Origin of the sequence: Algihabitans albus (genome assembly GCF_003572205.1) — a bacterium.
Lineage (GTDB): Bacteria > Pseudomonadota > Alphaproteobacteria > Kiloniellales > DSM-21159 > Algihabitans > Algihabitans albus.
The window spans coordinates 390,782-405,409 of record NZ_QXNY01000005.1; the positions used below are offsets into that span (position 1 = coordinate 390,782).

The 14,628-nt window shown below is 63.0% G+C and carries 12 protein-coding genes; 10 read left to right on the forward strand and 2 right to left on the reverse strand.

The window, feature by feature from the left end; translation table 11 throughout:
• Positions 1-309 precede the first annotated feature (309 nt).
• Positions 310-1,059, forward strand: a complete 750-nt coding sequence (locus DBZ32_RS15870) for a Crp/Fnr family transcriptional regulator (RefSeq protein ID WP_162906789.1) — start codon at positions 310-312, stop codon at positions 1,057-1,059.
• Here DBZ32_RS15870 and DBZ32_RS15875 read toward each other — a convergent pair.
• Positions 977-1,369 carry an RT0821/Lpp0805 family surface protein gene (locus tag DBZ32_RS15875; protein WP_162906790.1) on the reverse strand — a complete coding sequence of 131 codons (393 nt, stop codon included), beginning with the start codon at positions 1,367-1,369 and terminating at the stop codon, positions 977-979. The genes DBZ32_RS15870 and DBZ32_RS15875 overlap by 83 nt on opposite strands.
• Positions 1,370-1,669: 300 nt before the next feature.
• On the opposite strand from DBZ32_RS15875, the gene DBZ32_RS15880 reads away from it, so the two are divergent.
• From DBZ32_RS15880 to DBZ32_RS15920, 9 genes are all read left to right on the forward strand, one after another.
• A complete protein-coding gene (locus tag DBZ32_RS15880; protein ID WP_119168158.1) occupies positions 1,670-3,205 on the forward strand; it encodes an arylsulfatase in 1,536 nt (511 codons plus the stop codon).
• A gap of 142 nt (positions 3,206-3,347) precedes the next feature.
• Positions 3,348-4,328 carry an AAA family ATPase gene (locus tag DBZ32_RS15885; RefSeq protein ID WP_119168159.1) on the forward strand — a complete coding sequence of 327 codons (981 nt, stop codon included), beginning with the start codon at positions 3,348-3,350 and terminating at the stop codon, positions 4,326-4,328.
• Positions 4,329-4,338: 10 nt separating this feature from the next.
• Positions 4,339-5,325, forward strand: coding sequence for a DUF58 domain-containing protein (locus DBZ32_RS15890; protein WP_119168160.1), 987 nt, complete (start codon positions 4,339-4,341; stop codon positions 5,323-5,325).
• Positions 5,322-5,810 carry a DUF4381 domain-containing protein gene (locus DBZ32_RS15895; protein WP_119168161.1) on the forward strand — a complete coding sequence of 163 codons (489 nt, stop codon included), beginning with the start codon at positions 5,322-5,324 and terminating at the stop codon, positions 5,808-5,810. The genes DBZ32_RS15890 and DBZ32_RS15895 overlap by 4 nt, the downstream gene beginning before the upstream one ends.
• On the forward strand, positions 5,807-6,790 hold the full coding sequence (locus tag DBZ32_RS15900; RefSeq protein WP_119168162.1) for a VWA domain-containing protein: 984 nt from the start codon (positions 5,807-5,809) through the stop codon (positions 6,788-6,790). The genes DBZ32_RS15895 and DBZ32_RS15900 overlap by 4 nt, the downstream gene beginning before the upstream one ends.
• Entirely contained in the window at positions 6,787-8,310 is a 1,524-nt protein-coding gene (locus DBZ32_RS15905; RefSeq protein ID WP_119168163.1) for a VWA domain-containing protein, read from the forward strand. The genes DBZ32_RS15900 and DBZ32_RS15905 overlap by 4 nt, the downstream gene beginning before the upstream one ends.
• Positions 8,307-9,554, forward strand: a complete 1,248-nt coding sequence (locus tag DBZ32_RS15910) for a BatD family protein (protein ID WP_119168164.1) — start codon at positions 8,307-8,309, stop codon at positions 9,552-9,554. The genes DBZ32_RS15905 and DBZ32_RS15910 overlap by 4 nt, the downstream gene beginning before the upstream one ends.
• A gap of 1,049 nt (positions 9,555-10,603) precedes the next feature.
• Complete coding sequence (locus tag DBZ32_RS15915) at positions 10,604-12,463, forward strand: thiamine pyrophosphate-binding protein (RefSeq protein ID WP_208539254.1); 1,860 nt, start codon at positions 10,604-10,606, stop codon at positions 12,461-12,463.
• 45 nt (positions 12,464-12,508) lie between these two features.
• Positions 12,509-12,904 carry a cupin domain-containing protein gene (locus tag DBZ32_RS15920; protein WP_119168166.1) on the forward strand — a complete coding sequence of 132 codons (396 nt, stop codon included), beginning with the start codon at positions 12,509-12,511 and terminating at the stop codon, positions 12,902-12,904.
• Positions 12,905-13,097: 193 nt separating this feature from the next.
• On the opposite strand, the gene DBZ32_RS15925 is transcribed toward DBZ32_RS15920, so the two are convergent.
• On the reverse strand, positions 13,098-14,627 hold the full coding sequence (locus DBZ32_RS15925; RefSeq protein ID WP_119168167.1) for a tripartite tricarboxylate transporter permease: 1,530 nt from the start codon (positions 14,625-14,627) through the stop codon (positions 13,098-13,100).
• Position 14,628 lies beyond the last annotated feature (1 nt).

Sequence of the window (14,628 nt, forward strand, 5' to 3'; positions counted from 1 at the left end):
CCAGCTCTGACAAAATCAATTATCATCATATTTCTGCTGATGAAATACATGTGAACATACAGAATTTTTTCTGCTTTTCGATAGTTTTTGCAGCGTTATATGCCATTATATTCATCCACTCAGTCATTGCTCTGTAACGGTCGGTGTTGCACAGAACATAGAGAAGACGGGAGAGGCAGCATGCGCCAGTGTATTAGAGCCTCGCAGTTGCAGGGCAGCCTGACCCACTCCAGCTTCTTTACCGACTTGCAGCCGCAAACGAGACTGGCGCTGCTGAGAGCGGGTCGCTCCATTACCCGTAGAGCCGGGATGTCCCTTTACATCGAGGGTGACGACTTTTCCGGTCTCTACCACCTATTGTCTGGATGCGTGCGCTTCACACGCGCTTCCTCTGACTCGACGGAGAGCCTCATGCACATCGCTCATGACGGCTTCTGGTTCGGTGAGGCTGCGGCAATTACCGGTGAGTCGCATCAGATCACGGCAACTCCCGACACCGATTGCGATCTCTTCTACCTTTATCCGGATCGCGTCCAGTCTCTGCGCTCCGAGTTCCCGGATTTCGACAGCAACCTCGTCAAACTCGCGATCCGGCGTTATCGCCTGTTCTTAGGGTATCTGGCAGCCATCGACGGGCTGTGCACGGCCTCGCGCGTCGCTTCGCGCCTGGCTATGCTTACTTCGCCGGAAATGTGGTCGCCACAGCGCTTCGGACTCTCCATCCGACCCGGTGAGTTGGCGGTTTCGCAATCGGACCTCGCCAAGCTGGTCGGGGTCTCCCGCCAGCGCCTCAACCCGATCCTCCGCTCGATGGCCAAGGCTCGGATCATCGAACTCTCTTTCGGTCAGTCCGCGTTTTGGATCGCGAGAAGCTGGCCGCTTTCGCAGCTCACCCGAAGGGCGAGCGCCCGGCAGATCTCGGACGACCGTTGCTGCAGAACAGAGTCTCCTGACGTCGCCATTGGCGCTCGGCCACTCAGGGGATCTTCCACTCGCCACTCGGCACGCGGCAGCGGTCGACATAGTAGCGGTACTGCCGGCTACCGTCGGCGATGGTGAAATCGTGCAACAGGCGCCGGCAGGGCATCCCTTGGAGCTCTAGCTTCTCGGCTAAGGCGACATTCCCACCGTTGCCGCTCTCCGGGTTGCTCCACTCCGCGGTCGAACCGATAGCGCGCTCGGTCTGGTAGAGCTGTCTCGCCGCATCCCGCATCATGTCGATGTCGGCGGTCGTCAAGGGCGGTCCATCGCGACCGAAGGGGCTGGTGAGTTGCGCCTCAGCGGCCGTCGGCAGGAAGGTCAATGCCAGTGAGACCGAGAAGATAAAGCCGAGCGTCCTGCCGGGCTGACCACTTCGCTTCTGCAGCATGGTCGCTCCTTCTGTTGCGATCCTGGGCGCGTGAAGGTAGCCGCGAGGCCACCGCATATACCATTGGAACGTCTCATTGTAGGCCAGCCTGCCGGCTCCAATTGTCGCTTATGCGACAACTCCCCGAAGCCTAGAGGGACACACCGAGTTTGGTGGGCGATTACGCTCAGCAGCCGATCCGCGGCAACCGGTCACCCTACGATCGGGGGTCTCGGATTCTGTCGCCAAGGCGACAAGTGCTCCAATGCACTCATGGTAGCGTCTTCGCAATAGGGTGGTGAGCGAAAGGAGTGGAGTGCGATGCGGAGTTTTGCTCTTCTCTTCGGCTTTTTGACGGCAATCGCGGCGCCGCCCGTATTCGCGCAGACCGAGCAGCCGAACATCCTGGTGATCTGGGGAGACGATATCGGTCAGTCGAACATCTCCGCCTATACCTTCGGATTAATGGGCTATCGCACCCCGAACATCGACCGCATCGCCCAAGAAGGCATGATGTTCACCGACTACTACGGGGAACAGTCCTGCACCGCTGGCCGCTCCTCCTACATTACAGGGCAAAGCGTTTTCCGCACTGGCCTCTCGAAAGTCGGTCTTCCCGGCGCCGACCTGGGTATGCAGGAGGAGGATCCGACGATCGCCGGTCTGCTGAAGGCGCAAGGTTACGTGACCGGACAGTTCGGCAAGAATCATCTGGGCGACAAAGACGAGCATCTGCCGACCAACCACGGTTTCGACGAGTTCTTCGGCAACCTCTATCACCTCAATGCGGAGGAGGAGCCGGAGAACCCCGACTATCCTGCCGATCCGGAGTTCCGCGAACGCTTTGGGCCGCGCGGCGTGATCCGCTCGACGGCAGACGGTCTAGTCGAGGATACGGGACCTCTGACCCGGAATCGGATGGAAACGGTCGATGAGGAGACACTGGCCGCCGCCATCGACTTCATCGAGCGCGCCGTTGAGCAAAACCAGCCTTTTTACGTCTGGTGGAACGGCACGAGGATGCACTTCCGCACCCACATCAAGGAGGAGATTCGCGGCATTTCCGGTCAGGACGAGTACTCCGACGCCATGGTCGAACACGACATGCACGTCGGAATGCTGCTGGAGACGCTCGACCGGCTCGGCATCGCCGACAACACCATCGTGCACTACTCGACCGACAACGGCCCCCACATGAACACCTGGCCGGACGCCGCGACCTCGCCTTTCTTCGGCGAGAAGAACACCAACTGGGAAGGTGGCTGGCGCGTGCCCTCTATGGTGCGCTGGCCCGGCCGCATCGAAGCGGGCGCGATCTCAAACGAGATCATGCATCACATGGACTGGCTGCCGACCTATCTGGCCGCCGTCGGCGTGCCGGACATCAAGGAGCAACTGCGCGAAGGCGGTGTTCAAGCGATCGGGCGCGAATACAAGATGCACCTCGACGGCTATAACTTTTTGCCACACCTGCTGGGCGAGGAAGAAGAAGGGCCGCGGCGCGAGATCTTCTACTTCGCAGACACCGGCGAGTTGACCGCGCTGCGCTATGGCGACTGGAAAGCCATTTTCATGGAGCAGAAGGAGTACGACACGCTGAGGGCTTGGATCGAGCCCTGGACGCCGCTGCGCGTGCCACTGATCTTCAATTTGCGGCGGGATCCTTTTGAGCGGGCCTACCGCACGTCGAATACCTACTACGATTGGCTGATCGATCGGGTCTTTTTCTTGGTGCCGGCACAGCAATACGTCGGCGACTTCCTGGCAACCTTCCAGGAGTTCCCGCCGCGGCAGAAGCCGGCGAGCTTCTCGATCGATCAGGTCATGGAGCGGCTACAGCAGCCCGCGACACGGTAGGAGGGTGAGACGCGCCGTCTCAGGCTTTCTGGATCAGGAGCCGGAAGCCAAACGGCTTCGTGAATACCAACTGCGGCGCTACTGCAGCGGAGGCATCGGCGCTGGCGCGGTCTGTAGGCCGGAGTGAAGTGCCAGATCCAACATGAGTGCTCATGCGCAGATCCTCGATTTGAAGTCCCGCATGGGCCAAGCGATCATCGGTCAGGAAGGGGTGATCGAGCGCCTGTTGATCGGCCTGCTGGCCAACGGAAATCTGTTGGTCGAGGGACTGCCCGGCCTCGCGAAGACTCGTGCTATTCGGGCCCTGGCGCGAAACCTGGAGGCTGTCTTCGGCCGCATCCAGTTCACGTCGGATCTGCTGCCGTCCGATGTGACGGGAACCGAGATCTACCATCAGGTCGATGGGCGCGGCGAATTTCGCTTCGAGCCCGGCCCGATCTTCGCCAATATCGTGCTGGCCGACGAGATCAATCGCGCTCCGGCCAAAGTGCAGGCCGCCCTGCTTGAAGCGATGGAGGAGGGGCAGGTCACGGTCGCCGGCAAAACGCACCCCATGGCTCCGCTCTTCATGGTGATGGCGACACAGAACCCGGTGGAGCAGGAGGGCACCTATCCTCTGCCGGAAGCGCAGATGGACCGCTTTTTGCTGCATGTCAGGATCGACTATCCGGCCTTGGAGGACGAGGTTCGGGTGATCCGTTTGGTCCGGGCGGAGGAGACAGCGGCCGGCCGGGAAGAACAGCCCCAGGAAGCGTTAGCCCCCATCTCGCAGCAGGCCGTTTTCGCCGCACGGCGGGAGATCGCGGAGATCCACGTGGCCGAGGCGATGGAACTCTACATGGCCAACCTAGTCTACGCCACCCGTAAGCCGGAAGCTTACTCCGAAGATCTGGCGCGCTGGATTGAAGTCGGCGCGAGCCCGCGCGCCTCCCTGGCACTGGACAGGTCCGGCCGTGCCCACGCTTGGCTGGCGGGCCGCGACTATGTCGATCCGCAGGATCTGCGCGCCGTCGTCCATGATGTTCTGCGCCACCGCCTGACCCTGAGCTACGAGGCGGTTGGGGATGGCATCACGGCGGATCGTGTCGTCGATGAGATCGTGATTCAGGTGGCGCTCATCTAGGAGGTTCGGCATGCGGGACGTCGCCGCGCGCGGACGAGCGGGACTGACGGAAAAGTCGAGAGTTCGGCCCCTTGCCGACCCGCGTGTTCATGTCGATTTGGCGCATCTGCGGCGGATCGAGGGGCAGGCGAGGACGCTGAGCTTCCTGCCGCGACGGTCGCTCCGCAGTGTGCTGAATGGCCGGCATGCCTCGCGCCTGCGGGGGCGCGGACTGAACTTCGAGGAACTGCGCGGCTATCTGCCCGGAGATGACACCCGCGCCATCGACTGGAAGGTCACGGCGCGTATCGGCAAGCCGCATCTGCGCGTCTACACGGAGGAACGCGACCGCCCGGCGCTGATCGTGGTCGATCAGCGTATGTCAATGTTCTTCGGCTCACGGCATAACATGAAGTCCGTGACGGCGGCTGAGGCAGCAGCACTGGCTGCCTTCCGCATCCTCGACCAAGGCGACCGGGTCGGCGGGATCGTCTTTGGCGACGAGGCGATTGCCGAAGTCCGGCTGCAACGCAGCCGCAAGGCTCTCGATCGCTTACTTGCTGCCCTGGCTGCCGCGAACGGGAGACTGAAGGCGGCGGCGCCTACTGTCGAGCCCCTGCCTCTCAATCAGGTGCTGACAGCCGTGGCCCGCATCGCCCCCCGCGACCATCTGATTCCGATTATCAGCGACTTCGACAGAATTGACGCGCGCACAGAAGCGCGGCTGGGCGGCCTGGCGCGACACAATGACGTACTGTTTTGCCCGGTTACCGACCCAATGGCGCAGGAGCTTCCCGATGACCTACGGGTCGTCGTCTCCGACGGTTGCCTGCAGGCAGAGATTGAGCTTGAGTCGAGGGTGGTACGGCGCGCCCTTATAGAGATAGCTAGCGGACGCCTCGCCTTTCTCTTTGCCTGGCAAGCCCGCCTCGGACTCCCGCTGCTCCCGCTCGACGCTGGAGCGCCCACCTTGCCTCAGCTCCGAAAGTTGATGGGGCATCCCGGGGCGCGCCGATGAGCGAAGACCTTTCCGGCCTGAACCTCGTCGAATTGCTCGAGCGCCTGGAGCCGGTTCCGGAACCACCGCCGATACCGCTCTGGCCCCAGACTGCCGGGTGGATCTGGCTCGGGCTGGCGTTGACGGCGGCTGCGGCTTGGCTGTTGTATCGCTGGATCGCGGCCCACCGTGCGGAAGCCTACCGACGCGCGGCGCTGAGAGAAGTCGCCGCCGCAGGTGACGATCCGGCCGTACTGGCCGAGGTCCTTCGGCGCACTGCGCTGGCCGCCTTTCCGCGTGCCAAGGTTGCCGCGCTCTACGGCGAGGCTTGGCTCGCCTTTCTCGATGAAACCTGCGACGGCACCGCTTTCCGCCGAGGTGCTGGCCGAGCCTTCGCGGTGGCGCCCTATGCGACAACGGCTCCACAACCCGGATTGGCGCCAGTCGCTGCAGACTGGATCCGCCGTCACCGCCGTCCCAAATCAGGGATCCGTCGGAAGCGATGATAGAGCTGGCCTTCCCCTGGGCGCTGCTGCTGCTGCCGGCTCCCTGGCTGGTTTGGCAGTTTCTGCCGCCGCACCGAGAAGAGATGCCGGCGCTGCGCTTTCCCTTCTTTCGAGAAATCACTGCCACTGCGGGCATGCGACCGCGGCTGGGCTCCGTCGTGCTGCTGCGCCGCCGCGTGCAGATGTTTTCCGCGATCCTGGTTTGGCTGCTGCTGATTGCTGCGTTGACTCGTCCGGAGCGACTGGATGATCCAATTGAGACGACTAAGGCCGCACGCGACGTCATCCTGGCCATTGATATCTCCGACTCGATGGACCAGCGCGACTTCGTTGGCACGGACGGCAGGCGCCTGCAACGCCTGGAAGCGGTCAAAGACGTCGTCGGCGCATTCATCGCTGCGCGACAAGGGGAAAGGCTGGCCTTGATCGTCTTCGGCAGCCGGGCCTTCGTGCAGGCTCCTTTTACCGAGGACCTGCGCAGCCTGAGCGCCTTGCTGGAGCAGACCAGTGTCGGGATGGCCGGACCGCATACCGCCCTCGGCGATGCGATCGGCTTGGCCATCCGCAGCTTCGAGGCCAGCGAGATCGAGCAACGGCTGCTGATCCTGCTGAGCGACGGCGCCGATACCGGCAGCCGCATGAGCCCAGTCAACGCCGCTGAGATTGCCGCGCTAAGGGGCGTGGAGATCTACACCATCGGAGTCGGCGATCCCGAGGCAGAGGATGACGCCGCCGTCGATCTCTCGGCGCTCGAAGACATCGCAACCCGCACCGACGGCCGCTTCTTCTTCGCCGACGACCAAGCCGGCTTGGCCAGCGTTTACGCGCGCATCGAGCAGTTGGCGCCGCGCGCGGTAGAGCGGCGTTCCTTCCAGCCGCGCGAGCCCCTCGGTCACTGGCCCTTGATGGCAGCGGTCCTGCTCGTGGTGGCGGTCACTGCCTGGTTGCATTGGCGATCAAACCGGAGGGCCTCAGCATGAGTGATCTCCAAGCGGCGCTGGCAGCCTTCCACCTCCTTCGTCCCTGGTGGCTGACGGTTGTTCCCATCGCGATGCTGCTCTGGTGGGGTATTCGGCGCCGCGCTACGCGCCCGCCGGCGCCGCCGAAAGGCGTCGCGCCGCACCTCGCCGCCGCCCTCACCTTGGGCGGAACGGGACCGCGACGCCTTCTTCCCATCGACGGCATCGCCTTGACGCTTGCGCTCCTGGCACTCGCGGCGGCGGGGCCGACCTGGAGCCGAGTTCCCAACCCTCTGATGGCTCAGACGGCGCCCTTGGCGGTGGCGCTGGAAGTCTCCGATAGTATGCAGGCGACCGACTTGCCACCGAACCGGCTTGAACGGGCAAAACACAAGATTCTCGATTTGATGGCAGCACGCGGCGGCGGACGCCTAGCCCTGATCGCCTATGCCGGCAGCGCTCACCGGGTGGTGCCTTTGACCGAGGACCTGGCGGTCCTCAAACCCTTCCTGGAGGCGCTCTCGCCGGACATCATGCCGTCGCCCGGACAGAATGCGACACAGGCCCTTGACCTCGCCGCCGCGACCTTGGCCGAGGAGACGACGCCGGGCGCCATCCTCTTCGTTCTGGACGATCTTGACCGAGCCGACCTGCCGAGCTTCGAGCGGCACATCGCCGGCAAGGGCCCGCCGGTGCTGTTCCTGTCGCTCGCCAGCCGAGATGCACCCGGCGGCGGCCTGCCAGGCGGCGCCACGGTCGTCCGGGGCACGCCCGACCGCTCCGACGTCGCCCAGCTGAATCGCCGCATCGCCTCTGCCTATCGAGCCGCTCTGGCCCGGGACGAGCGCCTGGACTGGGCGGACAAGGGCTGGATCCTGGCCTGGCCGGCCGCTCTCCTGACGCTGCTGTGGTTTCGCCGCGGCTGGACGATGCGCTGGGCCCTGCTGCCGACCGCCGTCTTACTCGGCGGAACACCGGGGACAGCGCAGGCCGACGGGTGGGGCGACTGGTTCCTGACGGCGGATCAGCAGGGCCGGCTGGCCTACGAGGCGGGCGACTTCGCCGCGGCGGGAGAACGCTTCGCCGACCCCCAGTGGAAAGGCTACGCGCTCTACCGAGCCGGCCGCTATGCCGAGGCCGCCGAGGTGCTGGCCCGTCTCGACAGTGCAGAGGCCATCTTTGCCCGCGGTATGGCGCTGGTGCGGTCGCGCGACTACCGCGGCGGCATCGCCGCTTTCGAGGCCGCAGTGGCACGCGACCCGAGTCACCAACCGGCAACCCGCAACCTGGAGATCGCCCGCGCCATCCTGGACTACGTCGAGCGCGCCCGTGAACAGTCCGACACCGGCGAAGAGAGCGGCATCGGGGCCGACGATACGGTCTTCGACAACGCGGCAAACCGCGGAAACGAGACGAGAGCCACGGCGGAAGAGCAGATGGCTGCCACAACGGCGGAGCAGTGGATGCGCAACGTCGATACCCAGGCCGCCGATTTCTTGCGCCTGCGCTTTGCTCTGGAAGCAGCGGAGGCTCGGCCGTGAGATACCTTCTCCTTCTTCTGCTCTGTCTTGCCTTTCCTATGACCGCTGCTGCGGAACAGCCCATTCTGCGCACCGAGTTGAAGACGTCGGCTGCCATTCCAGGTCAGCCCATCGAGCTGCGCGTGACGATACTGGTGCCCACCTGGATGCCCCAGCCGCCGCGCTTTCCAAGCTTCGAGACACCCAGCGTGATAGTTCGCCTGCCAATCGGAGGCGCGCGACCCATCAGCGAGAGGGTCGACGGCGAGACCTGGTCCGGCGTCACACGCCGGTACCGCCTCTATCCCATGACTGCCGGCTCCTTTCGAATTCCCCCGCAAACGGCAACGGTCGCCTTCGTCGATCCCCAGACTAGACAGCCTCGAACGGTCGAACTGCTCAGCAGCCCGCTCGTCTTTGAGGGGCGAGTGCCCCAAGGAGCGGAAACGCTGGTCCCCTTCATTGCCGCCGATTCACTGACCTTGGAGCAGACTCTGGGCGGCACGGCGGAGAGCTTGGAAGTCGGCGGCGCTGTCACGCGAAGGCTGATCGCGCGGACCGAAGGTGTTTCCCCGATCTTTCTCCCGCCTTTGATTCCGCCGCTCTCCGCTGAGGGCCTGTCTGCCTATCCGAAAGAGCCGGTGGTCACGGAAAGCGAGACCGAAAGCGGCGTTTCGGGCAGCCGGGCCGAGAGTGTGACTTACCTCGTCGAAGCAGCCGGGCGCTATGCAATCCCACCTGTAAGCCTCAACTGGTTCAACTTGCGCAACCAGCAGGTCGAGACGGCGAGGGTGGAAGGTTTCGAGATTCGAGCACAAGTGTCCGCGACCAGACCTGCGACTCGAAGATGGACCGGTCTCTTACTATGGAGCTTCGGCATAGCGCTGCTTGCCGGCTTAACCGGTGCCGTGGTCTGGCGGATCTGGCCGCGCTTGTCTGCCTGGCGCCTGGAGCGACGATCGAGTTACCTGGCATCTGAAGCCCACGCCTTTGCCGAAATCAACGAGGCGCTGCGCGCTCGCCACTTCGATCGCACCCTTCGCAGCATCGATCTTTGGCGCTTGCGCAGTCATCGACCTGCGGCCGGGGAAGAGGAGAACTTGGTTCGCGCCCTGACGGAAGTTGGCTTGGCGCGCTACGGCCGCAACCCGCGACGCCCCGCGCCGGAGAGCTGGTCGACCATAGGTTCGGCGCTTTCCGCTGCACGTCAAGGCAAGCGCGACGGAAGCGACGAAGATCGGGGGTTGCCGTTCTTAAATCCCTGAACGGATTTGACAGCGTGGAAGCGGTCCATAACGGAACCGCAGTACGGTTAGCGTTCGGACATCTAGCTTTTGCTGTGCGCCTAAGTCTCTGGCAAATCTAAATTTTTGACCCATATCGTCTTTTGCGCTGCTGCCTGAAAAAGCCCGTGCCGATGTCAACGGTTGCGCGCCCCCGCGACAAAAGCCAAAAAGCACGACAGAAATGCTCGAAAAAGCGGCCCGTTAATGGCCACTTCTTTCGTTGTACGACCCATGCGCGCTCAGTCGGTTCGAATGGCTCAGGGGGGGCTGCGTTAAGCGGCCCAGCCGAGATTGGCGTGGACTCGATACGACGGATGGGGGGAACGGGGTGAGCGAGCCTTTGAGATGCGGCCCCGGTTCCGACACATGCGCCGGTCCATGGTTCGGGCGCCCAGGCCGCGCTGTGCATCCCTCTGCATCGCCAACGGCAACAGGAACCTTGGACTTGCGCCCGGCTCACTGTCGAGAGCCTATACCGAACGGCTCCGGTATGGTCCCGTCGTCACATATCCAAGCACCCGCACCATCGGTCTCCCGGCATGCGGTTTGTCGCTGGAGACCATCCCCTGCTTCTGCTTTCAGGTCTTATGGCAAACGCCGTCGCCTGAAACCGCCGGTTCGCACGTTTTTCCCCGCCGCTTCGCGGCTGCCCGCGCATGGCGCTGCGCTCCCAAAAAAGTGCGCCCCGGTGGTCTCCGCTAAGGCTCCGCCCCCCAAAGGAAAGAGGGGGGTCAGACGCCCGCCGTCCGCCATCGCCCTTTCCGCGTCAGCAGGGGATGGTCCCCGGCGACATCCAAACAGGAGACTGAAAGATGGTACAGGCACCTGTGAGCGTCCCTCACTGAAGTGGTCCATCCTGAGGTATGGCTTTCAGAAGCCGACTGCGTCGGTGAGGTGACACTTCGTGTTGTTCGCTCGCGGAGCGAGATATGCGCCATGCCCACTGGGCGCCTGACATCTCGGATCGTCTGCCGCGCATTCGGGCGCCGCGCGCAGCGGAGTGAGTAGAGGCTAGTCCATGTCATCGATTGACACCTGAAGCAAGGGCAAATACAACGGTATACAATAGTCGACAAACTGGAGCGCGCCATATGGCCGATGAGACAATGAAAAAGGGTGGGGAGCTCATTGTCGAGGCTCTGATCAAGGAAGACATTCCCTATGTCTTCGGCATCTGCGGGCATGGCAATGTCGGTCTTCTCGATGCCATGCATCAAGAAAAGGACAGGTTGACGCTGATATCGCCGCGCCACGAGCAGGTCGCCGGTCATATGGCCGACGCCTATTTCCGGGTGCGTCACAAGCCGGTTGCGACCTTGACTTCCTGCGGGCCGGGATCGGCCAACCTCATAATGTCCTGTGCCGTTGCGCAAACGGACTCATCGGCCTTCTTGGCGATCACGGCTAACGTTCCCACACAGCAATTCAATCGCGGACCCTTCCAGGAACTGAATCGGCATCATGCCGCCGATTTTCCCAACGTGATCCGCCCGGTGGTGAAGCGGTCGTTCCAGCCGACCCGCGTCGAGATGCTGCCGCTGGCGCTGCGCCAGGCGACCTCGACGATGCTGTCGGGCCGTCCGGGACCGGTCAATCTCGACGTGCCGTTCAATCTGTTCCAGGAGGAGGCCGAGGTGATGCTCGAGGCCTCCGGCGTGACGCACAACGAGCGGCGCAGCGGCGCATCCGAAGACGACATTGCCACTGCGATGGAGATGATTCGGACAGCCAAGCGCCCGGTTCTGTTCATCGGTCACGGCGTCACGCTGTCGGAGGCCTCGGCCGAACTGACCGAGCTTGCCCATCGTCTGTCCATTCCGGTGATCTCTTCCCCCAACGGCATGGGCTGTATCGACATGGACGATTCCTTGTCGCTTGGCTTTATCGGCCGTAACGGCGTCTATACGGCCAATCAGGCGGGGCGGCACGCCGATCTGGTGATCTGCATCGGCGCGCGCTTCGACGACCGCTCCGCCTCGTCCTGGTTGCCCGGATACTCCTGGAACTTCCCCCAGACCAAACTGATCCAGGTCGATGTCGACGATGCCGAGATCGGCCGGAACTTTCCGCCCGACCTCGGAATTCTGGCGGATGCGCGGACCTTCCTCCGGCAGGTGCTGGCCGCGTTGGAGCTGCCGCGGACCGAGACGGAAAGCACGCCGCGCCTCGCCGAGTGGCATGAGGACATCGCCGGCTGGAAAGCCGAATGGGAGGCGTTCGTCGCGCCGGGATTCGTCGAGCACAGCAGCCCCCTTCGACCCGAACGCATTGTCGCCGACTGTCGCAAGGTTCTGCCCGACGACGCGATCATCACGCTGGACTCGGGAGTTCACCATAACTGGTTTATGCAGTTTTGGCGCGCTCGCCAGCCGCAGACAATGCTGAATACCTGGGGCTATTCTGGCATGGGATTTGGCCCGTCCGGTGTGCTTGGTGCAAAGCTTGCGGCGCCCGACAAGACCTGCGTCTCGATATGCGGCGATGGTGGCTTTATCATGGTACCGCATGTTCTCTGTACCGCAGTTGAATACGACATCGCGGTCGTCTGGGTCGTATGGAACAACTTTGCCTGGGGCGCGATCCGCGACATCCAGTACGGGATGTTTGGTGGACGCGAAATCGGGACGGCGTTCTACGCAGGCGACAACAATACGCCGTACAATCCAGATTTCGCGGCGATGGCGCGCGCCAGCGGGGTCGAAGCGACGACGGTGACGCGGTCTCAGGATTTCGCCGCTGCGCTTGAACACGCGGTTTCTCTCAACAAGCCCTATCTCATCGATGTCCATGTCGATGCCGACATTCGTCCGCCGGCAACCGGAACCTGGCAGTTGCCGCCGCTTCCGCAGAAAGAACCGGTATTCGGTACGCCCTGGCGTCCGGAGTGAGCCGGGCGATCGGCAATTGCGATAGCCGCTTGGGGAGGCCGCGTAATGAGCAGTGAAACCCGGCATGGACGGGCACCGGACGGCCGGCAGGCCATCGTACGCAACATCGCCGAAGTGATGTGGCAGGAACTGCCCGCTCACCATGGCGGCGCCCTATCGAAGCTACTGGTTCGCCCGGAAAACGAAGGCGCGAAGCACGTCGATCATCGCATCTCCTGTTATGAACCGATGGCCTATGTGGCTGTCCACGCGCACAAGGTTCAGGAACAGATCTACCATGTTCTGGAGGGCGAAGGCTTGATGGAAATTGCCGGCGAGCGCCGGATCGTGCGGCGGCACGATGTGGTCTTTCTCCCGCCGGGGATCGAGCATGCGATCCACAACACCGGGCTGGAGCGCCTGGTCTTTCTGGTGATCACATCGCCGCCGAGTGACGACTGAGGCATCTGCTGGCCTCACTGGCTCCCACCTGTTCAAGCGGTGTCACTCAAACCTTGCAGCCAGCCTTGGCGCGCAGGCAGCTCTTCGCAAATCCGTTTCGCTTCAATGAAGGCGTCGCCGATGGTTCTGAGATCGTTGGCGTAGGTCTGCGGTGAGACGGCGCTGCACTTAGGGTGCGGGCGTAACAGGGAGGTTATTGTCTCTCTTCAGGGTCACCGGCGGACACGGCATCTCTCGTTCGGGCCCGGATCACGATGCTGGCAAGCGTTATCAGCCAGACGGCAATCGTGATGACACCAAGCACAGCGCTGATCGGACGGTCGAAGAACACCATCAGATCGCCGTCGCTTTTCACCAGGCTGGTCACGAAGTTGAACTCGACCATCTCGCCGAGCACGATGCCGAGGATGGCCGGCGCCAGCGGTATGTCGTTTTCGGTCATCAGCCAGCCGAGCACGCCGATCACCAGCATGACACCGATGCCGAAGGTGGATCCCGAAACGCCGTAGGACCCGACGACGCAGAAGATCAGGATCAGAGGCAGCATGATGTTCTGGGGCACGCGGACGATCTGGCTTGCGGCCCGAATGGCGATCAAACCGAGCGGTAGAAGGATGATGTTGGCGATGAAGAAGGCGATGAAGATCGCGTAGATCAGATCGCCTTGCATCAGGAAGATGGTCGGGCCGGGCTGCAGGCCCTTGACCATCAGAATGCCGATTGCAATTGCGGTGATCGTATCTCCCGGGATTCCGAAGACCAGCGCTGGAATCCAGGCTCCGGCAAGCGCCCCGTTGTTGGCGGCTCCCGCCTCGCTCAAGCCCTCCGTATGACCGGTGCCGAACTTCTCGGGCGTCTTCGAGGCACGTTTCGATACGGCGTAAGCGATCCACGAGGCGATGTCGGCACCGGCGCCTGGCAGGGCTCCGATGATCGTACCGAGAATCCCGCCGCGCGCGACATTCAGCTTGTGACCGGCTACGGCTCTGACCGCTTCGATCAGGTTCTTACGGTTTTCGATAACCGGTTGTGTGCTGGTTTGCTTGATACTGGAGCCGCGCGCCAGATTGCGCAGGATCTCCGCAAGCGCAAACATGCCGATCAGAGCCGGGATGAAACCCACGCCGCCCATCAGTTCGACCGTGCCGAAGGTAAAGCGCGGATAGCCCGCGATAACGTCGATGCCGACGCAGGCAATGAAGAGACCGATGAAAAGGGACGCAAAGCCTTTGAGTTTCGATCTGCCGCTGACGATCACGGCACAGCTCAACCCCAAGGCAGCCAGCCAGAAGTATTCGGTCGACGAAAACCCCAAGGCGAAGCGCGCCAGATACTGAGCGCCGAAAACGAGAATGAGGGTGCCGAGCGTACCGCCGATGACGGCCGCGATCAGGCTGACGCCAAGCCCCAAGGGGGCCTTGCCGCGTTTTGTCAGCGCATAGGCGTCATCGACATAGGCGGCCGAGGCCGGCGTACCTGGGATGCGAAGCAGCGCACCCGGCAAGTCACCGGCGAAGATCGCCGAGGTCGCAACTGCGACCACCGCCGCAATTGCGGGCAAGGGATCGAGGAAGAAGGTGATCGGAACGAGCAGGGCCGCACCCATCGTCGCCGTCAGGCCGGGAATGGCGCCGAGTAACAGACCGAAGACGCTGGCGACCACCATGGTGGTCAGCACTTCGAGTGTGAGAACCTGATCCAACGCACTGAGAAGCTGCTCCATG